The sequence below is a fragment of the Nocardiopsis tropica genome (assembly GCF_042660575.1).
Classification (GTDB): domain Bacteria; phylum Actinomycetota; class Actinomycetes; order Streptosporangiales; family Streptosporangiaceae; genus Nocardiopsis; species Nocardiopsis tropica.
This window is the reverse complement of record NZ_JBHSUF010000002.1, coordinates 179,160-202,788: the sequence shown is the minus strand read 5'-3', so window position 1 is coordinate 202,788 and position 23,629 is coordinate 179,160. Positions and strand designations below refer to the sequence as shown.

At 74.2% G+C, this 23,629-nt stretch carries 17 protein-coding genes and 1 pseudogene; 10 read left to right on the top strand and 8 right to left on the bottom strand.

All coding sequences use genetic code 11. The annotated features are described in order from the left end of the window. Positions 1–6 precede the first annotated feature (6 nt). Together ACFQBR_RS03485 and ACFQBR_RS03480 are read left to right on the top strand one after the other, a co-directional pair. Positions 7–975, top strand: coding sequence for a LysR family transcriptional regulator (locus ACFQBR_RS03485; protein ID WP_344176117.1), 969 nt, complete (start codon positions 7–9; stop codon positions 973–975). A gap of 180 nt (positions 976–1,155) precedes the next feature. After that, a complete protein-coding gene (locus ACFQBR_RS03480; protein WP_344176115.1) occupies positions 1,156–2,091 on the top strand; it encodes an aminoglycoside phosphotransferase family protein in 936 nt (311 codons plus the stop codon). Positions 2,092–2,184: 93 nt separating this feature from the next. Here ACFQBR_RS03480 and ACFQBR_RS03475 read toward each other — a convergent pair. Then, a pseudogene (locus ACFQBR_RS03475) lies at positions 2,185–3,125 on the bottom strand (AraC family transcriptional regulator). Positions 3,126–3,205: 80 nt separating this feature from the next. Here ACFQBR_RS03475 and ACFQBR_RS03470 point away from each other — a divergent pair. After that, positions 3,206–4,126 (top strand): NAD(P)H-binding protein, encoded by a 921-nt coding sequence (locus tag ACFQBR_RS03470; RefSeq protein ID WP_344176110.1) that lies wholly within the window; start codon positions 3,206–3,208, stop codon positions 4,124–4,126. Between the two features lie 400 nt (positions 4,127–4,526). On the opposite strand, the gene ACFQBR_RS03465 is transcribed toward ACFQBR_RS03470, so the two are convergent. The 5 genes from ACFQBR_RS03465 to ACFQBR_RS03445 form a co-directional block, all read right to left on the bottom strand. After that, complete coding sequence (locus ACFQBR_RS03465; RefSeq protein ID WP_344176108.1) at positions 4,527–5,093, bottom strand: hypothetical protein; 567 nt, start codon at positions 5,091–5,093, stop codon at positions 4,527–4,529. A gap of 257 nt (positions 5,094–5,350) precedes the next feature. After that, a complete protein-coding gene (locus ACFQBR_RS03460; protein WP_344176106.1) occupies positions 5,351–6,535 on the bottom strand; it encodes a GDSL-type esterase/lipase family protein in 1,185 nt (394 codons plus the stop codon). A 153-nt stretch (positions 6,536–6,688) separates the two neighbouring features. After that, positions 6,689–7,258 (bottom strand): TetR/AcrR family transcriptional regulator, encoded by a 570-nt coding sequence (locus ACFQBR_RS03455; protein ID WP_267944529.1) that lies wholly within the window; start codon positions 7,256–7,258, stop codon positions 6,689–6,691. Positions 7,259–7,396: 138 nt separating this feature from the next. Then, on the bottom strand, positions 7,397–8,098 hold the full coding sequence (locus ACFQBR_RS03450; protein WP_344176104.1) for a pentapeptide repeat-containing protein: 702 nt from the start codon (positions 8,096–8,098) through the stop codon (positions 7,397–7,399). Between the two features lie 44 nt (positions 8,099–8,142). Further along, a complete protein-coding gene (locus ACFQBR_RS03445; protein ID WP_344176102.1) occupies positions 8,143–9,717 on the bottom strand; it encodes a PucR family transcriptional regulator in 1,575 nt (524 codons plus the stop codon). Positions 9,718–9,961: 244 nt separating this feature from the next. Between ACFQBR_RS03445 and ACFQBR_RS03440 the strand changes: the two genes are divergently transcribed. The 7 genes from ACFQBR_RS03440 (at position 9,962) to ACFQBR_RS03410 (ending at position 20,687) form a co-directional block, all read left to right on the top strand. Continuing rightward, positions 9,962–10,831, top strand: coding sequence for an FAD binding domain-containing protein (locus ACFQBR_RS03440; protein ID WP_344176100.1), 870 nt, complete (start codon positions 9,962–9,964; stop codon positions 10,829–10,831). Continuing rightward, positions 10,822–11,337 (top strand): (2Fe-2S)-binding protein, encoded by a 516-nt coding sequence (locus ACFQBR_RS03435; protein ID WP_267944533.1) that lies wholly within the window; start codon positions 10,822–10,824, stop codon positions 11,335–11,337. Before ACFQBR_RS03440 ends, ACFQBR_RS03435 begins: the two co-directional genes overlap by 10 nt. Further along, positions 11,334–12,716, top strand: a complete 1,383-nt coding sequence (locus ACFQBR_RS03430) for an 8-oxoguanine deaminase (protein ID WP_344176096.1) — start codon at positions 11,334–11,336, stop codon at positions 12,714–12,716. The genes ACFQBR_RS03435 and ACFQBR_RS03430 overlap by 4 nt, the downstream gene beginning before the upstream one ends. Continuing rightward, complete coding sequence (gene pucD, locus ACFQBR_RS03425; protein ID WP_344176094.1) at positions 12,716–15,148, top strand: xanthine dehydrogenase subunit D; 2,433 nt, start codon at positions 12,716–12,718, stop codon at positions 15,146–15,148. The genes ACFQBR_RS03430 and pucD overlap by 1 nt, the downstream gene beginning before the upstream one ends. A gap of 212 nt (positions 15,149–15,360) precedes the next feature. Beyond that, the gene (locus ACFQBR_RS03420) at positions 15,361–16,803 is read left to right on the top strand and encodes an NCS2 family permease (protein ID WP_267944536.1); all 1,443 of its coding nucleotides are present in this window, start codon (positions 15,361–15,363) and stop codon (positions 16,801–16,803) included. Positions 16,804–17,040: 237 nt separating this feature from the next. Continuing rightward, positions 17,041–19,692 (top strand): molybdopterin-dependent oxidoreductase, encoded by a 2,652-nt coding sequence (locus ACFQBR_RS03415; RefSeq protein ID WP_344176092.1) that lies wholly within the window; start codon positions 17,041–17,043, stop codon positions 19,690–19,692. After that, on the top strand, positions 19,689–20,687 hold the full coding sequence (locus ACFQBR_RS03410) for an FAD binding domain-containing protein (protein ID WP_344176090.1): 999 nt from the start codon (positions 19,689–19,691) through the stop codon (positions 20,685–20,687). Before ACFQBR_RS03415 ends, ACFQBR_RS03410 begins: the two co-directional genes overlap by 4 nt. Before the next feature lie 226 nt (positions 20,688–20,913). Here the strand turns inward: ACFQBR_RS03410 and ACFQBR_RS03405 are convergent, their stop codons facing one another. After that, on the bottom strand, positions 20,914–21,864 hold the full coding sequence (locus ACFQBR_RS03405) for a D-alanine--D-alanine ligase family protein (RefSeq protein WP_344176088.1): 951 nt from the start codon (positions 21,862–21,864) through the stop codon (positions 20,914–20,916). Positions 21,865–21,920: 56 nt separating this feature from the next. Continuing rightward, positions 21,921–23,153, bottom strand: coding sequence for an aminotransferase-like domain-containing protein (locus tag ACFQBR_RS03400; RefSeq protein WP_267950402.1), 1,233 nt, complete (start codon positions 23,151–23,153; stop codon positions 21,921–21,923). Between the last annotated feature and the right edge of the window lie 476 nt (positions 23,154–23,629).

The following is a 23,629-nucleotide window of genomic DNA, read 5'->3' as shown; positions in this document are numbered from 1 at the left end:
CTGGCCGTGGATCTCGGACGACACCTGCGGTACTTCCTGGTCGTGGCACGCGAAGGCCACTTCGGCGAGGCGGCGGTCGAGCTGGGCATCGCCCAGCCGGCCCTGAGCCAATCGGTGCGCCGGCTGGAGGAGGAACTGGGCGTCACCCTCTTCGACCGGTCACGCCGCCGGGTCTCCCTCACCCCCGCCGGACGCCTCCTGGTCTCCCAGGCCCGCGACCTCGTCGCGGGCGAGGCCCGGCTCAGGGAGACCATGCGCCGCACACGCGACGGCGAACTCGGCACCCTCCGGGCCGCTGTACGACCCGGCACCCCGGCGACGGCACTGCGCGGCCTCCTCCGGGGCATGGCCGAACACGCCCCCGGACTGGACGTCGACCTGTGCGAGATGACCGGCGCCGAACTCGTGCGCGCCCTGGGCGAGGGCACCGTCGACACCGGCCTCCTCACCACACCCTTCGAGGGCTCCGGCCTGCTCGGCGAACCGGTGCTCCGGGAGGAGCTGGGCGCGGTGCTCCCCCGGGCCGAGGCGCCACCGCACTCCGCCCCCGTCGCCCTCGCCGACCTGGCCGACCGCGAACTCGTCCTGTCCGCGCGCCGCTCGGACCCCGCCTGGTTCGAGCGCGTCCTGTCCGTGTGCCGGGAACACGGATGGACGCCTCCCAGGGTCCGGGAGGCCGGCGACGCGGGATTCCTGCTGGGCCTGGTCCTGGCAGGCCTGGGCGTGGGACTGGAGAGCGCACGGGTGGCCGCACGGGAGCCCCGCCTGGCCTGGCGCCCGTTGGAGGGCGCACCCCTGCTCCGGAGCACGGAGGCGGTACGCCCCGCCCGGGACGCCCACCCGGCCGCCCCCGCCTTCGCCGAGGTGGCCGCACGGGTACTCGCCGAACACCCCCGCAGCGCCCTCGCCGACCCCCACGGGGAACGCCCCTGGTCACTGGTCTACGGAGGCGGAACCCTCACCCGCCCCCGGTGAGAACCCGGCCGGCGCCCCGCCGGACACCCCCCAATGGGAAGCGCCGCACGGACGGCGCCGGTAGGGTCGTGCCGTCCGTGACCGCCGACGAGCCGTGAGGTGTTCGGCATGCCTTAGACCCGTGGCCCCCCGCCCTTCTCCGTCACCGCCGGAACCGACGACGAAGAAGAGAAGGAACCCGTGCACGAGACAACACCCCCACCACACCCCATCAGGGTCCCCGAGACCCTGGCGCCGCTCCTGGACCGCGAGTTCGGCACCGAGTGGACCTCCTGCCTGCCCGCACTGACCGCACACCTGCTCCGACGGTGGAACCTGCACCCCACGGGCACTCCCATGCACGGCATGGTCGCCCTCGTGGTCCCCGTGCGGCGCGCCGACGGCACCCCCGCCGTACTCAAGATGCAACCCGTCGACGAAGAGACCGAGGGCGAACCCCGGGCCCTGCGCGCCTGGGCGGGAGACGGAGCCGTCCGCCTCCTGGACCACGACCCGGACACCGGCGCCCTGCTCCTCGAAGCCCTCGACCCCACCCGCACCCTCGAACACGCGCCCCTGGACCAGGCCCTCACCACCGTCGGCGAACTCCTCGCCCGGCTCGGCGCCCACCCCGGACCGACCGGGGTACGCAGGCTCGCAACCATGACCCGGTCCCTGGTGGAACGCGTCCGACCCTTCCTGACCGACGAGCGGATCGACAACCGCGCACGCAGCTCCCTGGCCCGATGGACGGCGGTCGCCCGGGAGATGGCCGCCGAACCCGGCGACCGGCTCCTGCACTGGGACCTGCACTACGCCAACGTCCTCGCCCCCCTGCCCGGCACACGCCCCGACCCCTGGGTCGCCATCGACCCCAAACCGCTCGTCGGCGACCCCGGATACGAGCTGATGCCCGCGCTCCGCAACAGGTTCGCCGAGGAGGCGGCCCCCGGCGGCGCCCCCGCCTCCGTACGCCGCAGGTTCGACCGGCTGACCGGCGCCGCAGGCATCGACCGGGACCGCGCCCGCGCCTGGACCCTCGTCCGCGCCCTGGAGGACTGCCTCTGGCAGATGGAGGAGGGAAAACGCACACGGTTCGGCGCCACCAGGGCCGTCGCCGACGCCCTGACCGGGTGAGGCGCCCGCGGGGCGGCGGCAGGGCCCGCCGCCCGGCGGGCGTGCCCCGGCCCCTCCCGGCCGACACGTCCGCACCCGGGACCGGCGAACCGCTCAGGCGGCGACGAGCGCCCGGCGGTACTCGGTGGGACTCACACCGCGCAGGCGCTTGAACGCCACGCTCAGCGCGAACGTGTTCGCGTAGCCCACGCTCCGGGCGATCGAGGCGACCGTGGCGTCCCCTCCGCGCAGCAGGTCGGCCGCCCTGGCGATACGCCAACCGGTCAGGTACGCCATGGGCGGCTCCCCGACCAACGACGTGAACCGGCGCGCCAGCGAGGCCCGGGAGACCCCGCAGCCGTCCGCCAGGGCGGCGACCGTCCACGGGCGCGCCGGGGCGTCGTGGAGCAGCCGCAGGGCCCGGCCCACCACAGGATCGCCCATGGCGGCGTACCAGGAGGGCGCCCGGGTGCCGGGGCGGTCGAACCAGGCACGCAGGGTGGAGATGAGCAGCAGGTCCAGCAGGCGGTCCAGGACCACCTGCTGCCCGGGCGCCCGGCAGACGACCTCCTCGGCGATCATGGAGGTGACAGGGCGGTGGCAGTCGTCCGCCGGCACCACCAGCACCTCGGGGAGGGCGGAGAGCAGGCGCCGGCCGACCTCTCCCCCGACCTCGTACGAGGCCCCGAGCAACCGGTCCGGGGCGTCGGGGCGGTCCCCGTAGGTGCGCGGCCCGAGCAGGGCCCCCTCGTCGAACTCCTCCCCCTCGGGGGTCGTGCAGAGGTCGGCGCCGTGCACCAGGCAGGTGGGCCGGGTGTCCGGACGGTCCGCCACGGTGTACGGATCGGGACCGCGCACGATCGCGACGTCACCGGTGCCGAGCACGACCGGTTCGCCGTGCGCCGGAACGACCCAGCCACGCCCGCGCACCATGGTGGCCACGCTCAACGGCGACCGGTTCTCGAAGCGCACGGCCCAGGGAGGGGCCATGATCGACTGGCTGAACAGGGCCCCCGGGCCCGGACTCCGTCCAACAGGTCAGCGAGAGCATCCATGCCCCCACCTTAGACGCGAAGACATCTGAGTGAGGCTTTCAACCATGGATCGTCTCACTCTCCTCCGGTTGACTCAGGGCATGACAGACACACGGAACACCGCGCGAAGCACGGCCCGGCGACCGGTCCTGGTGGTCGGCGCCACGGGCAAGACGGGCCGGAGGGTGGCGGCGCGGCTGCGCGCAGCCGGACACGAGGTGCGCGCGGCGTCACGCTCCGGGGCATGGCCCTTCGACTGGAACGACCGCACCACGTGGGGCCCTGCCCTGGAGGGCGTGGAGACGGCCTACGTGGTCCCCTTCGACCCCGCACCGGTCGTACGGCCCTTCGTCGAGCAGGCCGAGGCCGCAGGACTGCGCAGGCTCGTGCTCCTCTCCGGCCGGGGGATCGACGACCCCGACTACCTGCCCGGAGACGCCCTGGCGGGCAGCACGCTCGTGGACGCCGAGGAGGCCGTCCGCTCCAGCGGCCTGGAGTGGACGATCCTCCGGCCGGGATGGTTCTCCCAGAACTTCGACGAGGGCTTCCTCGCCGACATGGTCGGCTCCGGCAGGATCGGGCTGCCCGCCGGGGACGGCGCGGCGAGTTTCGTCGACGCGGAGGACATCGCGGACGTGGCCGTCGCCGCCCTCACCGGGACGGGACACGCGGGTCTGATCCACGAACTGTCGGGACCCCGCGCCCTGACCCTGGCGGAGGTGGCGGCGGAGATCTCCACGGCCACCGGACGGACGGTGGAGTACGTCGCGCTCCCACCGGAGGAGTTCGTCGCGGAGCTCGTCGGCCAGGGGGTGGGGGCCGAGGACGCCGAGGCGCTGGCGACGACGGTCTCCCCCATCCTGCGCGGCAAGGACGCGCACCTGTCGGAGGGGGTCCAGCGGGTTCTGGGACGCGAGCCACGGGCCTTCGGGGAATACGTGAGGAATGCGGTGGCGTCAGGTGCCTGGGCGAGTTCTGGGCCAGTTTCGGAAAAAAGAGGAACGGCCACCTTTACCTCGTAGATTCACGCAAGTCGCCGAGGAAGGCGGCGTGCACGCCGGGGCCGCCCCCCCGGCCCTCCTCCGCCGGGCACTCGACGGAGCGGCCCGCGACCGGGTCCTGACACCCGCGAGCCGGCGGAGGTGGGAGCGGGCCCCGGGGGCGCACCTCCACGGGCTCCTCCGGGGGCGTCGGCGGGCCTGAAGGTGGAACGCACGCCCCCGGCAGGAGCGCCGGGGGCGTGCGTGCGCGGAGCCGTGCCCGGGGGGGGCCGGGGAGGTCCCCGCACTCCCCCGCCACCGCGCCGGTCCGGGGTACCGGGGTACGCCCTCCGCACGGGCGCGCTATGGCGGGGGTGTCCTCGTTCCACCCCCGTGACGGGTGCGCCCTCCGCGCGGGAGCGCTACCGGCCCGTCCCCGCGGTCAGGCCCGCGACGCCTTCCAGTAGGCGACGTCCGCGGCGCGGTTGAAGTAGGCGTTGGTGCACACGTCGTACTTGTCGCCCTCGGTGGAGTGCTGGTTGGTCTCCAGGAAGCCGCCGTTGCCGGCGTAGAGGTTCCAGATCAGGAGCACGTCACCGGTGCGCACGTGCTGGTCGGTGGGGGTGGAGGTCTGCGCGAAGATCCGCCACCGCCCGGTACCCTCGGCGCGGTCCCGGCTCTGGGAGGTCGACACGTCGTACTTGGCGCCGGCCGACTTCTGGGTGCTGCTGGCGTGGCCGTTGGTGTCGAGGTAGCCGCCGTCGCCGCCGTAGAGGTTGCGCAGCCAGACGACGTCACCGCTGAGGACGTTCGCACCGGTGGCCTTGCCCTCGGGCGAGAGGATCTCCCAGGTCCCGGTTCCCGCCCCGCGGGTGGGGGTGTCCGCGGTCTGCACCCCGTACTTGGCGGGGGCCGGGCGGTGGTTGATGCTGTCGAGGTAACCGCCGTGCCAGCCGTTGTAGCCGTTCAGCAGGTGGATCCGGTCGCCGAACCTGATCTCGTTGGCCATACAACCTCTTCCTGTACCAGTGCGCTGCCGGTGGCGGTGCTCGGCCGGGCCGGTGAGCCGAACCGGCCGACGACCACCGCCGGGACAAACGTATCCACTGGTTCACTTTGCGTAACAGGACTGTCCCGACCCGGCCAATCACACCGAATCCACCCCTGGAGCCGACCGGTGTGCTAAGCGCGCTCACCGGCGACGCGAGTCCGCCGTCCGGCGCGGGCACCGCCCGCCGGGCCACGCGGAACCAGCGGGAGGGGCCCTCAGGCCGCTTTCCCGGAGAGCGGGCCCCCTTCCCCGAAGGCGAACCCGGCGAAGCGCTCCCCGATGCGCCGGTGCGTGGCGGCGTCCGGATGGAGCCGGTCGGGCAGGGGCAGTTCGTCGGCGTCCGCCCCGCCGTAGAGGACCAGGCCGTCCAGGTAGTGCAGGTTCGGGTCCTCGACCGCCCGCTGCCGTACGATCCGCGCCAGCTCCTCCCGGACCACGGTGAGCGTCAGCTTGCCCTCGGCCCGCTCGGCCGGGTCCCCGTTGGCCCGGAACCGCAGCTCACCCGCCCGGAGGGCCTCGGCGTCGAAACCGCAGGGCCCGGGGGTGTCCTCGTGGATGGCGCAGTGGATCGGCGAGACGACCAGCAGCGGCGCCTCGGGGTGGCCCTCGCGGATCGTGTCGAGGAAACCGTGCACCGCGGGGCCGAAGGCGCGCAGGCGCATCAGGTCGCCGTTGACCAGGTTGAGGCCGATCTTGACGCTGATCAGGTCGGCGTCGGTGTCGCGCATGGCGCGGGCGGTGAAGGGGTCGAGCAGGGCGCCGCCGCCCAGGCCGAGGTTGACCAGGTCCACGCCGCCGAGCGATGCGGCCAGCGCGGGCCAGGTGGTGGTGGGGCTCGCCGCGTCGGAGCCGTGGCTGACGGAACTGCCGTGGTGCAGCCACACCCGGCGCCCACGGTCCGGCAGGGGCGCGATCGGGGCGTCGGCCCGCAGGGCGACGACCTCGGTGGTCTCGTTGTGCGGGAGCCAGATCTCGACGTCCTTGTCCCGGTCGGGCAGGCCGGCGAAGCGGAGTGTGGCCGCGGGACCCCGGCTGTGCTCCACGGCGCCGGTCGCCAGGTCGACGCGCAGGGTGTCACCTCCGGTCGCGACGGCCTGGTCGGTGAGGCGGCCGTCGACGAGCAGGTCGTACACCCCGGCGGGGCGGGGCGGCGCTCCCGGGTAGACGCGTCTGGTGGGCACCGTGTCGAGTTCGACGGCGGTGGCCCGCGTGCGGAAGGCCAGGCGCACCCCGGAGGGCTGGGACTCCGCCATGGCGAGCTGCGGGTCGGCGCACTGGGCCCGGGCCCGGGCGGGGAGCCTGTGCGGGAGCAGTCCGCGTTCGGTGCGCTCCAGGTCGAGGGCTCCGCGCAGGAGCTCCGGTGTGACGGTCGTGGTGGTCCAGTCGTCCTGGGCGTGCATGGTGGCGGCCTCCTGTGGTGGTCGTGTGTGCGTGGTGGGCCGGTCCGGCGCCCGGGCACGGCGGGACGGCGCCGAGGCGACAGCTCACCTGAACCGGTGCCGGAACTGGGCACCGGCACCGTGCGCGAGGGGCGAGCGGGTGTCCGCCGCAGGTCAGGCCGCGGGCCAGTTGCGCAGCAGAGCGTCGAGGGCGTCGATGGTCCGCGACCAGGTCTCCTGGGTGTCGGGGGCGCTGTGGCTGAACCCTCCCCCCATCTCCAGGGTCACGTAGCCGTGGAAGACGCTGCCCAGCAGGCGGACCGCGTGGGTCTGGTCCGGTTCGTCCAGCTCGTAGCCGCGCAGGATCGCCCGGGTCGTCCGGGCGTGCCTGACGCCGGCGCTGGCGGCCGCCGTCTCCGGGTCGAGTCTGAGCTGGGCCGCCTCGTAGCGGCCGGGATGCTCGCGGGCGTAGTCGCGGTAGACGTTCGCGAGAGCGCCGAGGGCGTCCTTTCCCGCCCGGCCCGCCACGGCCTCGGAGGCCCGGTCGGCCATCTCCTCCAGGGCGAGCAGCGCGATCCGGGTCCTCAGGTCCCGGGAGCTGCGCACGTGCGAGTACAGGCTTGCGACCTTGACGTCGAACCGCCTGGCCAGCGCCGAGGCGGTCACGTTCTCGAAGCCGACCTCGTCGGCCATCTCCGCGCCCTCCCGGGCGAGGCGCTCCGGGGTCAGTCCCGCGCGTGCCATCATGCCTTCTCCGTTCGCCTTGAAGTACTCTACTTCTCCCTAAAGCCTTTAGGCAAGTCCCGTCAGATCGAAGGCCGACGGGGACGGAAAAGGGCCGGGCCGTCCGCGAGGTGCGCGACGGCCCGGCCCGAAGGGCTCCTACTCCACGACGGTGATGCCGAGGGCGCCGAGGATGAGGCCGGCCTGGGCAGGACTGATGTTGGCCCCCCGCAGGTACCCCGCCTGGTCCAGGCCGAGCTCGCCCAGGTCGGCCCCGCGCAGGTCCGCGCCCGCGAACCTGGCGTTGACCAGGTTGGCGCCGCGCAGGCGCGACTCCTTCCACACGGTCTCCCGCAGGTCGGCGCTCGCCAGGTCGGCCTCGTCCAGGCGCAGGCCCTCCAGCGTGCGGCCGCGCAGCGAGAGCCCCTTGCAGCGGGCCAGCATCATGTTGCACTGGGAGAACGTGTAGCCGATCCCCCGCAGCGAGGTCAGCCCCGCGCCGGTGAGCCGGCACCCGGTGAACACCGTGTCGGTGAGCAGCGCGCCCTGCCAGCGGGTGTTGGCGAGGTCCATCCTCTCGAAGCGGGTGTCGGCGCACTCCGCCCCGGCGAAGAGAGCCCCGGGCGCCCCTCCCCCCGTGAACCTCGCGCCGTCCAGGACGGCGCGCTCGAACCGGGCGCCGTCCATGCGGCAGTCGGCGAAGACGGCATCGGTCAGGTCGGTGTCCCTCAGGTCGGCGCCGGAGAGGTCGCACCTGGTGAACACGCGCGGGGCGGATACGGCGTCGGCCAGGACGTCGCGCAGGTCGGAGTCGGACAGGTCCGCGTCCGTGGTCTCTGGAGAGGAAGGGTCGGTACTCATCGCGAGGACCCTAGCGGTCGCCGGCGACATCCGGCGCCGTCCCCTCAGTCGCGGAGCTTGAGGGCGAGGAACAGGTCCACTCTGTGCTCCAGGCTGCTCAGGTCCCGCCCGGTCAGTTCCTCCACCCGTCCGATCCGGTACCGCAGGGTGTTGACGTGGACGTGCATGGCGGCGGCGCAGCGCTGCCATGAGCCGGAGTGGGCGAGGAAGCGCTCCAGGGTGTCCACCAGCTCGGAGCGGTGGTCGCGGTCGTAGGCGAGCAGCGGCCCCAGGAGGCGCTCCCGGTAGGAGGCCTGGACCTCCTCGGGGACCGAGGCGAGCAGGAGCTCGTGGGAGTCGATCTCGGCCCCGGCGATCACGCGGGACCGCCCGCCCCGGAGCTCGGCCAGCCGCCGGGCGTGGCGCGCCTCCACGGCGGCGCCGCGCAGCTCGGGGATGCCCCGGGCGGCCGAGCTGAGACCGATGGCGAGGCGGTGGTCGAGCAGGCCTCCGTCCAGCACCCGGGCGCGGTGGAGGAGTCGGGCGCGGATCTCCTCGGCCCGCGCGCGGGCGTCGGTCCCCGCTCCGGCCACCGGGAGGATCGCGAGGGTGTCGGCGTCCCCGGTGACGACGGCGCCGGGGTGGTCGGCGACGAGCTCGGTGACCACCCGCCGGGGCAGGTCGGGCACGCGGGGCTCGGGCAGCATGACGGCGCTCACGACGACGTGGCCCCCCTCGTCGGCGCCCGTGGCCGTCCCGGTTCCGCGCATCAGCTCGGTGACCTCGTCGAAGCGCTGTGCGGCCAGCAGGCGCGGCAGCCCCTCCAGGTGGCGCGCGTCGGCCAGCGCGCGTTCGTCGGCGCGGCTGCGGGCGAGGCCCGCGACGGAGGCGAGCTCGGCGACCGCCTCGTGCTCCTCGTCGGTCCAGGCGGTGTGGTCGCCGGCGCAGACCATCAGCCAGGTGGCGAGGGGGTGGGACTCCTTGGTCTGGACGGGGACCACGGTCAGGACGCGGCCCCCCTCCTCCGGCAGGCGCGTGGTGTGCGGGAAGTTCTGCCAGGTGAGCGCCTTGGCGGCGATCCACTCGCGGTCGGCCTCCGGCAGCGGCGCCCCCGAGGAGGCGACGTGGCGCCCGGTGGAGGAGATCACCCAGGCGGTCCGCCCCTCCTGCGCGGTGGCGGCGGTGAACGCGTCGGAGAAGTCGGCCCCGGCGGCGACGTCGGCCATCAGCCGGCGGTGGCGGTCGCGGGTCTCGGCGATGGTGGTGAAGCGGCGCTGGGTGAGGGAGCGCAGCACCTCCTCGGTGACCGCGCCGAAGGACGTCTCCGCCGGGACCTCGACCAGGGGCAGGTCGTGGGCCAGGCAGGCCTCCACCAGGTCGTCGGGGACCTCGCCCAGGGCGGTGCCGGCCCCCAGGGCGACGGCGCCGGCCCCGGCCACGGAGGACACGAAGGCCTCCGAGTCCTGGGGGCGGGTACGCCACATCATGCCCGTGAGGACGAACTCCCCGCCGCGCAGGTAGCGGGCCGGGTCGAGCAGATCGGTGGTGTACGCCCACCGCAGGGTGCGGTGCGCGTGCTCCGCTCCCGACAGGAACCTCAGGTGCAGCCGCTTGATGGCGAGCAGCTCACTGATCTGCATTGACGTCCTTCTGTGCTTGTGCGGGCGGGTGCTCGCCCGAGACCGGTGGGCGGCGGTGGGAAGGTTTTTCGGAAACGCCGCTTGTAGGAAACGCCCAACCCTAACGGTTCGTTCCAGGATCACTTCATGTCATCACGTTCTGGCCGGGCCCGTGTATCGGTGTTGTACTTCACAACAGCAACGGACCGAGCAGGGGTTGCGCGCCCGCCGACGACCTGACCGAACCCCGACGACGAGGACCAGCATGGAATTCCTGAGCCCCTCCACACTGGAGGAGGCGCTCGAAGCGAAGAGCGCCCATCCCGACGGGCTGCCCATCATGGGCGGCACCGACGTCATGGTGGAACTCAACTTCGACAAGCGGCGCCCGGCCGCCCTGATCGACCTGACCCGGATCCCCGAACTGGCCGAGTGGGGCGCCGAGGACGGCTGCACACGCCTCGGCGCGGGTGTGCCCTACACCCGGATCATCGAGCACCTGTCGGCGGCGGCGCCGGCACTGGCCAAGGCCTCCCGCTCGGTGGCCTCCCCGCAGATCCGCAACCGCGGCACCGTGGGGGGCAACCTGGGCGGCGCCTCCCCCGCGGGGGAGGCGCACCCGCCGCTGCTCGCCACCGACGCCGTGATCGAACTGGCGTCGGTGCGGGGCAGGCGCCGGGTGCCCGCCCGGGAGTTCTACCTGTCGTTCCGGACCACGGCCAGGCGTGACGACGAGCTGATCACGGCGGTCCTGCTGCCCGAGCCGTCGGGGCCCCAGCAGTTCGCCAAGATCGGCACGCGCAACGCGATGGTCATCGCGGTGACCTCCTTCTCCCTGGCGCTGGACGCGGAGCGCAGGACCGTGGGCACCGGCCTGGGCTCGGCCGGCCCCACACCGCTGCGGGCCGAGGCGGCGGAGGAGTTCCTGGCCGGGGAGTTCGACTGGGAGGGCGGCGCACCGCTCTCGGAGGCGGCCGTGCGCCGTTTCGGGGAGCTGGTGGCCGCGGCCTCCCGTCCCATCGACGACCAGCGGGGCAGCGCCGGGTACCGCAGGCACGCGCTCTCGGTGATGGCGCGCCGCGCTCTGAGCTGGTCCGTCACCGACTACAGGAAGGAAGTCACGCGATGCGCGTGAGTTTCAACGTCAACGGCGAGGACGTGACCGCCGACAACGTGTGGCCGGGCGAGAGCCTGCTGTACGTGCTGCGTGAGCGGTTGGGCCTGCCGGGCAGCAAGAACGCCTGCGAGCAGGGCGAGTGCGGTTCGTGCACGGTGTACTTCGACGGCGTGACGGCGTGCTCGTGCATGATCGCCGCCGGGCAGGCCGAGGGGCGCCGCGTGCGTACCGTGGAGGGCCTGGCGCAGGGGTCGGGCAAGGGCCCCGAACGCGAGCTGGGCACGGTGCAGGACGCGTTCGTCGAGGCGGGGGCGGTCCAGTGCGGCTTCTGCACGCCGGGACTCCTCGTCCAGACCGACGACCTGCTGGAGCGGACCGTGGGGGCGGGCCTGCCCGCTCCGGACGACGCCGAGATCCGGGAGGCGCTGGCGGGCAACCTGTGCAGGTGCACCGGGTACGAGAAGATCATCGACGCGGTGCACCTGGCGGCCGAGCGCCACGCGGGAACCGGGGGCGGGGCATGAGCGCGGCGGACACCGTGGCGGGGACCGGCCGGGCCGTGGTCGTGGAGGGCGCGCACGTGGTCACCGTCGACGGGGCGGAGTACGCCGACGGCCACGTGGTGGTGCGCGACGGGAGGATCACCGCCGTGGGCGCGGGCCCGGCCCCGGCGGCCCCGGGCGCCGAGCGCGTGGACGGGCGCGGGTGCCTGGCCACGCCGGGCTTGGTGAACACGCACAACCACCTCTACCAGTGGGCGACGCAGGGGCTGTTCGCCGACGGCACGCTCTTCGAGTGGCTGGTGGGGTCCTACGAGATCTGGGGCCGCCTGGACGCCGCCGTGGTCTCGGGGACGACCTCGGCCGGGCTGGCCCACCTGGCCCTGTCCGGGTGCACGACCGCCTCCGACCACCACTACATCCACCCCTCGGGGCGCGGGGACATCGTGGCCGCCGAGGTGGAGGCCGCCCGCGAGGTGGGGGTGCGCCTGGACCTGGCCCGGGGGTCGATGGACCGGGGCCGGAGCCAGGGCGGACTGCCCCCGGACGGCGTCGTCGAGACGCTGGAGGGGGCGCTGGCCGGGACCGCCGCGGCCATCGACGCCTACCACGACCGCGCCGACGACGCGATGACGCGGGTGGCCGTGGCCCCCTGCTCGCCGTTCTCCGTCTCGCGGGAGCTGATGGTGGAGGGCGCGGCGCTGGCCAGGGACAGGGGGGTGCGGATGCACACCCACCTGGCGGAGACCCTCGACGAGGAGGAGCAGTGCCTGGCCGAGTTCGGGTGCACCCCCGTGGAGTACGCGGAGAAGCTGGGCTGGCTGGGCGAGGACGTGTGGTTCGCGCACGCCGTGCACCTGTCCGACGCGGCGATCGCGAGGATCGCCGCGACGGGCACCGGCATCGCGCACTGTCCCACCTCCAACGCCCGCCTGGGCGCGGGGATCTGCCGGGTCACCGAGCTGCTGGAGGCGGGCGTGCGGGTCGGGCTGGGCGTGGACGGCCCCGCCTCCAGTGAGCTGACGCCCCTGGCGGGGGAGATGCACCAGGCCCTGCTGATGGCCCGGGCCCGCAAGGGCCCGCAGGCGCTCAGCGCGCGCCAGGCCCTGGAGATGGCCACCCTGGGCGGTGCCCGGGTGCTGGGCCGCGACGCGGAGCTGGGCTCGCTGACGGTCGGCAAGCTCGCCGACATCGCGCTGTGGCGGGTGGACGGGTTCGGCTACGACGTCGTCGCCGACCCGGTGGTGGCGGCGGTCTTCGGCCCCACCCCGCCGCTGGAGCGGCTCTGGGTCGGCGGGAGCACCGTCGTCGACCGCGGCGAGCTCCGCACCCTGTCCGCCGAGACGGCCGCCGCGCGCGGCCGGGCCGCGCACCGCGCACTGACACAGGAGGTGAACCGCTGATGGCGGCGACGACCCGTACCGTGACCGGCCTGACCAGCACCACGAAGGACGGGGTGGGCGCGAGCCCGCGGCGTCCCGACGGGACGCTGAAGGTGACCGGTGAGTTCGCGTACTCCTCGGACATGTGGATGGAGGACATGCTGTGGGGGGCGACCCTGCGCAGTCCCCACCCGCACGCCGAGATCCGCGGCATCGACGTCACCGGGGCCCTGGAGGTGCCGGGTGTGCACGCGGTGCTCACGCACGAGGACGTGCCCGGCGAGAAGCGCTACGGGCTGGAGTTCCAGGACCAGCCGGTGCTGGCCTTCGGCAAGGTGCGCTACAAGGGGGAGCCGGTGGCGGTGGTCGCCGCCGACCACCCGGAGACGGCCCGGCGCGCCATGGAGCGCATCCGGGTGGACTACGCGGTGCTGGAGCCGGTCACCGACTCCCGGCGCGCGGCGATGGACCCGGACTGCCCGCCGGTGCACGAGGCGGGGTCGCTGCCCGAGCACCCCGAGTTCAACCAGCGCGGCAACCGGCTGCGCCACCAGCCGATCCGCACGGGCGCGTTCGCCGAGGCCGCCGGGTCGGCCGCCCGCGAGGGCGCGGTGCTGGAGAGGCTGCGGTCGGAGGCCGCCGTGGTGGTGTCCTCCGAGTACGAGGTGGGCATGCAGGACCAGGCCTTCCTGGGCCCGGAGTCGGGGATGGCCGTTCCGGCGGAGGACGGCGGGGTGGACCTGTACGTGGCCACCCAGTGGCTGCACGTGGACCAGCGCCAGATCGCCCCCGCCCTGGGGCTGCCGCAGGACAAGGTGCGGCTGACCCTGGCGGGCGTGGGCGGTGCGTTCGGCGCGCGCGAGGACCTGTCGATGCAGATCCACGCCTGCCTGCTGGCGCTGCGCACCGGCAGGCCGGTCAAGTTCGTGTACAACCGCGAGGAGTCCTTCTACGGGCACGTGCACCGGCACCCGGCGAAGATGCGCTACGAGCACGGCGCCTCGTCCGACGGCAGGCTGCTGTACGCCACGGCCGAGGTGGTCGTGGACGGCGGCGCGTACGCGTCGGCGACTCCCGCGGTGGTGGGTGTGGCGTCCTCGCTGGGCATCGGCCCCTACGAGGTGCCCAACGTGCTGGTCGACGCCTACGGCGTGTACACGAACAACCCGCCGTGCGGCGCGATGCGGGGGTTCGGCGCGGTGCAGGCGTGCTTCGCCTACGAGTCGCAGATGGACAGGCTCGCGGCCGAGCTGGGGATGCACCCGGTGGACCTGCGGATCAAGAACGCGTTGTCGCAGGGCTCGCGGATCATCACGGGCCAGGAGATCGACATGCCGCTGCCCATGGCGGAGATGCTGCAGCGCTGCCGCGACCTGCCGATGCCGCCCGAGCGCGGGGCGCTGCCCGACCCCGGCGACCTGCGCACCCTGCCCGGCGGGGTGGCGGGGACCACCCGCGGCGAGGGCGTGGTGCGCGGCGTCGGCTACGGCGTGGGGCTGAAGAACCTGTGCTTCTCCGAGGGCTTCGACGACTACTCCACCGCCCGGGTGCGGCTGGAGGTCGTGGCGGGCGAGCCCGTGGTGATGGTGCACACCGCCGCGGCCGAGGTCGGCCAGGGGCTGGTGACGGTCAAGGGGCAGATCGCCCGGACCGAGCTGGGCGTGGAGAAGGTCGTCATCCACCCCTCCGACACCCAGGTGGGCTCGGCGGGCTCCTCCTCCGCCTCTCGCCAGACGTACATGACGGGCGGCGCCGTCAGGACGGCGTGCGCGTCGGTGCGCGCCGCCGTGTTCGCCCTGGCCCGCGAGCGCGGGCTGGTGCCCGGCGACCTGCCCGACACCGACCTGGCCCTGGCCGGCGGCAAGGTGGTGTCGGCGACGGCCGGAGCGCTGGTGTCGCTGGCGGACCTGCTGGGCGAGGCGGCGCAGGGCGGTGTGGTGGTCGAGGAGACCCGTGAGTTCCACCACCGGCCCACCGAGATGCTCGACCCGCTGCTGGGCCAGGGCGCCTCGCACACCCAGTTCGGGATGTGCGTCCACCGCGCCGTGGTGGACGTGGACGTGGACCTGGGCCTGGTGAAGGTGGTGGCCCTGGACGCGGTGCAGGACGTCGGCAAGGTGATGCACCCTCAGCAGCTGGCCGGGCAGATCCAGGGCGGGTCCGCCCAGGGCCTGGGCCTGGCGCTGATGGAGGAGATCCTGGTGGAGGACGGCGTGATCCGCAATCCGTCGTTCACCGACTACCTGATCCCGACGATCCTGGACACGCCCCCGATGCGGATCGAGGTCCTGGAGCATCCGGACCCGCACGCGCCGTACGGGCTGCGGGGCGCCGGCGAGCCGCCGACGCTGTCGTCGACCCCGGCGGTCGTCGCCGCGGTGCGCGCGGCGACGGGGCGTCCGCTGACGCACGCACCGGTGCGGCCGGAGGACATCGTGGGCATCGACCTGTAGCCCGTCGGGGCGCGGTGGGCGGGGAGCCCCGCCGCGCCCCGTGGACCCCCTGCTCCCGCTCCCCCGGTCCGTCGGCCCCGCCACGCGGGTGCCGCGGCCGGTCGGCGCCGGGACGGTACCGTCCCGGCGCCGACACCCAGGTGACTACGCACAGTAGCGCCCCCCTCACCTATGGTGGCTCCATGCCGCCCCGTTTCCCTCCAGGAGGGGACATGACCCGAAGTGAGCGCGCCCGTAGGCGCGAACAGCCCGCGTCCGCCACAGGTCGATCCTGGCTCGACCGCTTCTTCTTCATCGGTGAGCGCGGCTCCGGCATCGCCCGCGAGGTCCGGGGCGGTCTCACCACGTTCATGGCGATGGCCTACATCATCGTCCTGAACCCGATCGTCCTGAGCGGCGTCGCCGACGTGAACGGGGACACCCTGTCGGCCGCACAGCTGACCACCATGACGGCCCTGGCCGCGGGCCTGGTCACGATCATGATGGGGGTGGTCGGCCGCGCGCCGATCGCCTGCGCCGCCGCCCTCGGGGTGATGGCGGTCGTCGCCTACCAGGCCGCCCCCGTCATGTCCTGGCCCGAGGCGATGGGCCTGGTCGTGTGGCAGGGCGTCGCCATCGTCGCGATGGTCGTCACCGGTGTCCGCACCGCCGTGATGAACGCGCTGCCGCACGACCTCAAGCTCGCGATCGGCGTGGGCATCGGCCTGTTCGTGTCGCTGATCGGCCTGGCCAACGCCGGTTTCGTCAGCAAGGGCGACGGTGACGGCCTGCTCCAGATCGGCGCCTCCGGCGACGGCGGGCACCTCCTGGGCTGGCCCCTGCTGGTGTTCGTGTGCGGACTGGTGCTGGCCGGCGCGCTCCTGGCGCGCGGCGTCCCCGGCGCCATCTTCTACGGCATCGTCGGCGCCACGGTGATGGCCGTCGCGGTGCACTACGCCCTGGGCCTGACGCCGGAGGACTGGGGCGGCGGCGCGCCCCAGCTGCCCGCGAGCCCGGTCGCCGTGCCCGACTTCGGGCTCCTGTTCCAGGTGGACATGTTCGGGGCCTGGACCACGGCGGGGCCCACGGCCGCGGGGGTCATCCTGTTCACCCTCGTCCTGGCCGGGTTCTTCGACGCCGTCGGCACCATCCTGGCCATCGGCGCCAAGGCGAACATCGCCGACTCCGCCGGGAACATGCCCCGGGTCAACCAGATCCTGGCCACGGACGGGACCGGGGCCGTGGTCGGCGGCCTGACCAGCTCGTCGGCCACCCTGGTGTTCGTGGAGTCCACGGCGGGGGTGGGCGAGGGCGCCCGGACCGGGCTGGCCAGCGTGGTCACGGGCCTGCTCTTCCTCACCGCCATCGTGTTCGCCCCGGTGTTCGCTATCGTCCCGGCCCAGGCGGCATCGGTGGCGATGGTGCTGGTGGGGGCCCTGATGATGACGCAGGTGCGCGGCATCGCCTGGGACGACATGTCCGTCGCGATCCCGGCGTTCCTGACGATCGCGGTCATGCCGTTCGCCTACGACATCGCGAGCGGTATCGGCATCGGAATCATCGCCTCCACGGTCCTGAGGTCGGCACAGGGCCGGTTCCGCGAGGTGGGCTGGCTGATGTGGCTGCTCAGCGCCGTGTTCGTGTTCCACTTCTCGATGCACGCCCTGGGGCTCTGACCCGGCACGCCCCCGCGGGGCCGGTGCGCACCTCGGCGCGCACCGGCCCCGCCGTCGTGGGAGCACGGGCGCCGCCGGCACGCGGCGGGTCGGCGGCGCCCCCGGAGCGGACCGCGGAACGCTGACCTGTGCCCCGGCGGAAGCGTCCGCGGCCGGTGTCCGAAGGGCGTTGACAGCCCGGCGGAGCCACCCTAAGTTGACATTGACAACTTTCATGCGCACCAGGGACGGACACCCATGGACCACGTCACGGTCAACGGCGCACGGCATCCCGCACCCGTCGACCCCGAGACCAGCACCGCCGAGCACGTGCGCGACCGCCTCGGCCTCACCGGCACCAAGATCGCCTGCGGCGGCGGAGTGTGCGGCGCCTGCACGATCCTCGTCGACGGCTCCCCCACCGTCTCCTGCCTCCTGCCCTCCGACCGCCTGGCGGGCCGCACCGTCACGACGGTCGAGGGCCTCGGCGGCACCCACCCCGTCCAGTACGCCTTCGCGGCGCACGACGCGCTCCAGTGCGGATACTGCACCCCGGGGTTCGTCGTCTCCGCCTCGGTCTTCGTCGACACCTGGCGGGCGGACCACGGCGACACCCGGCCCGACCGCGACACGATCGCCGAAGCGCTGTCCGGCCACCTGTGCCGCTGCGGCGCCTACGAGGGGATCTTCGCCGCCGTCGCCGCCGCCTGCGCCGGGGAGTTCGACTCCCGGCCGGACCGGGAGCCCCCCCGCCGCGACGCCGTCGACAAGGTGACCGGCCGGGCGCGGTTCAGCGCCGACCTGGCTCCGCACGGCCACTGGGAGGGGGTGATCGTCCGCTCGACCCACGCCCACGCCCGCGTGCGCGCCGTCGACCCGGGCGCCGCGCGCACCGGGGGCGCCCCGGAGGACACCGCCGCAGCCCCCGGAACCGCACCCGTGTTCACCGACCTGCTCGGGGAGGACCGCACCGTCCGCTACGTCGGCCAGCCGATCGCCGCCGTCGCCGCGCCGACCTCCGCCGGCGCCCGGGCGGCCGCGGCCGCCGTCCGGGTCGACTACGACCCGCTCCCGGCCGTGCTCGACGCCGAGGCCGCCCGGGCGCCCGGGGCCCCGGTCCTCTACCCGACCCGGGCCGAGCGGGCCGCCGCCCCCAGCTACGGCGAGGCCCCGACCCCTCCGGCCCGGTGGGAGGGCAACCTGCGCGGTCCCGGCACCCTGAGCTGGCGCGGTCCCACCGCCGTGCGCAGGCTGCGCCGGGCCGCGCGGGCAAGTGACCCGCTCCTGGTCTCCGGGGAGTTCACGACCGCCTCGCAGGCGCACAACCCCCTGGAACCGCACGTGTGTGTGGCCTCCTGGGAGCCGGGGGGCGACCTGTACCTGCGCGTGTCCACACAGGCCGTGGCCAAGACCGCGGAACGCGCCGCGAAGCACTGGGGCCTGCCCCCGGACCGGGTGCACGTCGTCAGCGAGTACGTCGGCGGCGGGTTCGGCGCCAAGAACGCCCTCTCCGCCGACATCGTGGCGTCGGTGGAGCTGGCCAGGGCCGCCCGCGCGCCGGTACGGGTCGCGTTCGACCGCGCGGAGGAGCTGACCGACGCCGGGCACCGGCCCGCGGCCCGCACCCGGGTGGCGCTGCTCGCCGACCGGAACGGGGACCTGGCCGCGATGAGTGTGGACTCCCGTGGCGAGGGAGGGGTGTCGGTCGGCTCCTCCGCCGCCGCGCTCGCCTTCATGATGTACGGCCGCTCGCCCCGGCGGGTCCGCGACTTCGACGTGGTCACCAACCTGCCCCCCGGCATGCCCATGCGCGGCCCTGGCGGACCGCCCATGGCGTGGGCGCTGGAGCAGGCCGTCGACATGATGGCGCACCGGTTGGGCGAGGACCCGCTGGCGCTGCGCGCCCGCTGGGACGGCAACCCCAAGCGGCGCGCCCTGTACGCGCGGGCCGCGGAACTGGACCTGTGGCGGGACCGGCCGCGCGGCCCCCGCTCCGGCCGCTTCCGGCGCGGAGTGGGGGTGGCCGCCGCGAGCTGGCTCTACCTCCTCGGGCCGCAGGCCAGGGTCGAGCTCTCGGTGGAGGACGGCTCGTTGGTGGTGCGATCGTCCACCCAGGACATCGGCACCGGGATCCGCACGGTGCTCGCCGGGGCCGTCGCCGACAGGCTGGGCGTGCCCGCCTCGGACCTGCGGGTGGAGATCGGGCGCAGCGGGCCGGTGCACGGCACCGGGTCGTACGGTTCGCGCACCACCACGTCGATGGGGCCCGCCGCTGTGCAGGCCGCCGACCGGCTGCGCGACGCCCTGCGGGAGCGCTCCCCCTCGGTCCCCGCCGTCGGCCCGGTCCCCGAGCACGCGTTCAAGGAGGCCCTCACCGCGGCCGAGGGCGTGCGCGTGGAGGGCGGGCGCGGCCTGGACCGCTGGGGCCAGCTCTCCCCGAACATGGCCGACGACCTGGCCCTGGGCCGGGGCCTCAGCGGCGCGGTGCACGTGATGGAGGTGGAGGTGGACACCCTGCTGGGCCGGGTGCAGCCCACCCGCTGCTGGGCCGGGATCGCCGCCGGCCGCGTCTACGCCGAACGGCTGGCCCGCAACCAGTGCGAGGGCGCGGTCGTCCAGGGGGTCGGGTACGCGCTGTTCGAGGAGCGGCGCCACGACCCCGCCACAGGGGTGACGCTCACCGACAACATGGAGGACTACCGGATCCCGGGGCCGGGGGACGTGCCCGAGACCGAGGTGTACTTCCACGAGGAGGGGTTCGAGCACGTCCCCGGCGGCGGGATCGGCCTGGGAGAGGTGTCGGTCGTCGGCGTCGCCGCAGCCCTGGCCAACGCCGTGCACGACGCCACCGGCTGGCGGCCGCACGAGCTGCCCGTCCGTCCGGACCGACTGATCGAAGGACTGCGATGATCACCGTCACACGACCCGCGACCCTGGACGAGGCACTGTCCGGACTGGACGGCACGGGCGCGCTCCCGCGCGCCGGGGGAACCGACCTGACCGCCTGCCTGGGATCGGGGGTCATCGGCTCCGCGCCGGTGGTCGACCTGTCCGGCGTCGGCGAGCTGCGCGGGGTGGACTGGCTCCCCGACGGATCGGCCCGGGTGGGCGCCCTGACGGGCGTCGGCGAACTGGCCGGGGACCCGGGGCTGGCCGACGCCTACCCGGCGCTGGCCGCCGTGGCGCGGGTCCTGGCCACCCCGCAGGTACGCGACGCGGCGACCCTGGGCGGGAACCTGTTGCAGCGCAACCGCTGCTGGTACCTGCGCAACCCGGCCTTCGACTGCTTCCAGACGGGCGGTGACTCCTGCCCCGCCCGTTCGGGCGACCACCTGTACGGGGTGGTCGTGGACCAGGGGCCGTGCGTGGCCCCGCACCCCTCGTCGCTGGCGGTCGCCCTGCTGGCGCACGACGCGACGGTGCTGGTCGCGGGGGCCGGCTCCGCGCAGCCGGAGGAGAGGCCGGTGGCCGACCTGTACGACGGGGCGGACCCCGCCCGGGACCACGTGCTGGCGCCGGGCCGGGTGCTGGTGTCGGTCTCCCTGCCGGTTCCGGTGCGGGGCGAGCGCTCCTCCCACAGGAGGGCGACGGGACGCTCCCGCTCGGAGTGGCCGCTGGTGGAGGCGGTGGCGCGGCTGGACTGCGGCGTGGACGGCGCCGGACCGGTGACCCGGGCGGCCGTGGCCGTCGGCGGGGTGGCACGCACCCCGCTGAGGCTGCCAGGCGTGGAGTCCGCCCTGGTCGGCGCCCTTCCGGGGCGCGCGCTGGGCCCGGAGGCGGAGGACGCCCTCGCGGACCTGGCCTCGCTGTGCTCCCCGCTCCCCTCCACCGGGTACAAGGTGGACCTGCTTCGCGCCACCGTGCGCGACGTGCTCGAACGGGCTCTGGGGGTCCCCCGGTCCTGAGGCGCGGGAGACCCCGCCGGGCGCGGGGCGGCGTGACGGCGCCGGTCCGCGCCCACGGGTCCCGGACCGGCGGCCCGGGTGCGGGACGGAGGCCGTGCCGCCCGGCGGTCACACACGCGAAACGCCCGGCCGGGGTGCCCCGGCCGGGCGTTCGGGCGTGCTGTTCCGATCGGGTCTGCGGGTTCGGGCGCCGCAAGGGCGCCCCGCGTCCGCCGGGCGGCTCCGGTCAGTGCCGCAGCAGCGCCCGGTGGGCGAGTTCGCGGCACACGACCGCGAAGTCCAGCCCGGCGGCGGCCGCCGCCATCGGGAACGTGGAGGTCTCGGTCAGCCCCGGGGCGACGTTGGTCTCCAGGAAGGTGGCCCGGCCGTCCGCCCCCACGATGAGGTCGGTGCGGGAGAAGTCCCGCAGCCCCAGGACGCGGTGCGCGGTCAGCGCCACCTCCGCGGCCGCGGCCAGGGCTTCCGCGTCCAGGCGGGCCGGGCAGAAGAACTCCGTGCGGCCGGCGGTGTAGCGGGCGGCGTAGTCGTAGACCCCGCCGTCCGGCACGATCTCCACCGGCGGCAGGGCCACCGGGCCGTCGCCCGTGTCCAGGACCCCCACGGCGAGCTCGGTGCCCTGGACCTGCTCCTCGACCAGGGCCGAGTCGCTGTAGGCGAAGCAGGAGACCAGGGCGGTGGACAGGCCCTGCACCGACGTCACCGGGGCGGCGCCGAAGGCCGACCCGCCCCTGTCCGGCTTGACGAACAGCGGCAGGCCCAGGCGCTCGGCGAGCCGGTCGAGCAGGGCCGGGGCCCCCAGGTCGTGGAACGCCGACTTGGGCAGCGCCGCGCCGCGCGGCACCCGCACGCCCTGCTCGGCGAGCAGGGCCTTGGCCGCGGGCTTGGAGTAGGCCAGGCGGCAGGCGGAGGGCCGGGCTCCCACGTAGGGCACCCCGACCAGTTCCAGGACCTCCCGGATGGCGCCGTCCTCGCCGGCGGACCCGTGCAGGACGGGGAAGACGACCTGCGGCGGGTCGTCGGAGAGCCGGTCGAGCAGGGTGGAGTCGACGTCGGCGACCTGGACCTCCACGTCCAGTCGGCGGAGCGCCTCGGCGACGCTGCGCCCGGAGTGGACGCTCACCTCGTGTTCGGGGGACAGGCCCCCGGCGAGAACGAGGACCCGGTCAAGGTCGGCCACGGCGCCAACCTCCTTCTGTGCTGCGGTCATGGTGCTTGGTGCCTTGCTCGGGGGTGTCAGGGCAGGTCGGGGGCCGGCGACTGGTGGCCCTCGGTGCTCGGGGCCAGGGTGGTGCCGAACGTATCACGCAGGTCGACCTCCCCCTCGATGGCGCCGACGAGGCGTCGCACGCCCTCCCGGATCTGCTCGGGCGTGGGGTAGCAGAAGCTGAGGCGCATGCTGTCGCGCCCGCGGCCGTCGGCGTAGAAGCCGGTGCCGGGGACGTAGGCGACCCGCTCGGCGACGGCGCGGGGCAGCATCGCCTTGGCGTCGATGCCCTCGGGCAGGGTGGCCCACACGAAGAACCCGCCCTCGGGCCTGGTCCAGGTGCACCCGGCGGGCATCATCGCGGTCAGCGCGTTGAGCATCGCGTCGCGGCGCTCGCCGTACATGGAGTTGAACGCCTTGATCTGCTCGCGCCACGGGAAGGTGTTGAGGTAGCGGCGCACGACCAGCTGGTTGAACGTCGAGTGGCTGAGCATCGCCGACTCCGCGGCCAGGACGAGCTTGGCGCGCACGGCGGCGGGCGCGAGCGCCCAGCCGATGCGCAGTCCCGGGGAGAAGGTCTTGGAGAGCGATCCGAGGTAGACGACGTTGCCCTCGCTCTGCGAGTACAGGGTGGGCTCGGGTTCGCCGTCGTAGCGGAGGAGGCCGTAGGGGTTGTCCTCGACGATGAGCACGTCGTGGCGCTCGCAGGCCGCGACCACCTGGGCGCGCCGCTCGGCGCTCATGGTGATCCCGGCCGGGTTCTGGAAGTTGGGGACGGTGTAGAAGAACTTGACCGGGCGGCCGTCCAGCTCGGCCCGGACGAGCGCCTCCTCCAGGTCGGAGGGGATGACGCCCTGGTCGTCCATCGCCACGTGCCGGATGTCGGCCTGGAAGGCGGCGAAGGTGTTGATCGCGGTGACGTAGGTGGGGGCCTCGGTGAGGACGATGTCGCCCGGGTCGACGAACACGCGGGTGAGGAGGTCGAGGGCCTGCTGGGAGCCGACGGTGACGATGACGTTCTCGGGGCTGGCGGTGACGCCCTCCAGGGCCATGTACTCGCAGAGCTGCTCGCGCAGGACGGGGTCGCCCTGGGCCGATCCGTACTGGAGTGCGGCCGTGCCCTCCTCGGAGACGACGTCCTTGACGAGCTCTCCGATCTGGTCGAGGGGGAGGGCGGAGACGTTGGGCATTCCCCCGGCGAGGGAGACCACCTCCGGCCTGGAGGCCACCGCGAAGAGTGCCCGGACCTCCGATGCGACCATTCCCTGTGCTCGACGTGCGTAGCGGCCGACGTGGGGGTCGATGCGCGAGCCCTGTTGCGCGGGCTGCTGCTCTCGGTGGTCAGCGGACACGGTCCACCTCCGAAGGAAGGACGGTCTGAGGGGCCGGCAGGGTGTCGGCCGGGACCCGGGTGCGGTCTTCCGGTACGACGCCCGTCGTGCCCCCATGGTTCACACGGTGCCCCTGTGGCGGCTGGGCCGCGGGGGTCTGGTGAGACGGTCGGGTCGGTCGAGCCGTGGGTGAGCACGGTTCGGTAAATGTGCTGAGTGTAGCCCAGCCCACGGCCCCGGGTCCGGGGGGAAGGGCCTTCCGTGCTGTTCGCCACACCGACCACCCCCGTCTCCTTCATCCCGAATCGTCCTCATCGTGGCTACCCATCCCCCGCGGTCGACTCACAGGGGGATGACGAGAATATGAGGAACTGTTCACGCTTCTCCTCCGAGTCGGACATAGGCCC

What these genes read in the sequence shown, in the direction of transcription:
- ACFQBR_RS03430 (WP_344176096.1), top strand. Translation starts at nt 11,334, where the DNA reads ATGAGCGCGGCGGACACCGTGGCGGGGACCGGCCGGGCCGTGGTCGTG.
- ACFQBR_RS03455 (WP_267944529.1), bottom strand. Translation starts at nt 7,258, where the DNA reads ATGGCACGCGCGGGACTGACCCCGGAGCGCCTCGCCCGGGAGGGCGCG.
- ACFQBR_RS03435 (WP_267944533.1), top strand. Translation starts at nt 10,822, where the DNA reads ATGCGCGTGAGTTTCAACGTCAACGGCGAGGACGTGACCGCCGACAAC.
- pucD (WP_344176094.1), top strand. Translation starts at nt 12,716, where the DNA reads ATGGCGGCGACGACCCGTACCGTGACCGGCCTGACCAGCACCACGAAG.
- ACFQBR_RS03400 (WP_267950402.1), bottom strand. Translation starts at nt 23,153, where the DNA reads ATGGTCGCATCGGAGGTCCGGGCACTCTTCGCGGTGGCCTCCAGGCCG.
- ACFQBR_RS03465 (WP_344176108.1), bottom strand. Translation starts at nt 5,093, where the DNA reads ATGGCCAACGAGATCAGGTTCGGCGACCGGATCCACCTGCTGAACGGC.
- ACFQBR_RS03440 (WP_344176100.1), top strand. Translation starts at nt 9,962, where the DNA reads ATGGAATTCCTGAGCCCCTCCACACTGGAGGAGGCGCTCGAAGCGAAG.
- ACFQBR_RS03445 (WP_344176102.1), bottom strand. Translation starts at nt 9,717, where the DNA reads ATGCAGATCAGTGAGCTGCTCGCCATCAAGCGGCTGCACCTGAGGTTC.
- ACFQBR_RS03415 (WP_344176092.1), top strand. Translation starts at nt 17,041, where the DNA reads ATGGACCACGTCACGGTCAACGGCGCACGGCATCCCGCACCCGTCGAC.
- ACFQBR_RS03420 (WP_267944536.1), top strand. Translation starts at nt 15,361, where the DNA reads ATGACCCGAAGTGAGCGCGCCCGTAGGCGCGAACAGCCCGCGTCCGCC.
- ACFQBR_RS03450 (WP_344176104.1), bottom strand. Translation starts at nt 8,098, where the DNA reads ATGAGTACCGACCCTTCCTCTCCAGAGACCACGGACGCGGACCTGTCC.
- ACFQBR_RS03410 (WP_344176090.1), top strand. Translation starts at nt 19,689, where the DNA reads ATGATCACCGTCACACGACCCGCGACCCTGGACGAGGCACTGTCCGGA.
- ACFQBR_RS03470 (WP_344176110.1), top strand. Translation starts at nt 3,206, where the DNA reads ATGACAGACACACGGAACACCGCGCGAAGCACGGCCCGGCGACCGGTC.
- ACFQBR_RS03460 (WP_344176106.1), bottom strand. Translation starts at nt 6,535, where the DNA reads ATGCACGCCCAGGACGACTGGACCACCACGACCGTCACACCGGAGCTC.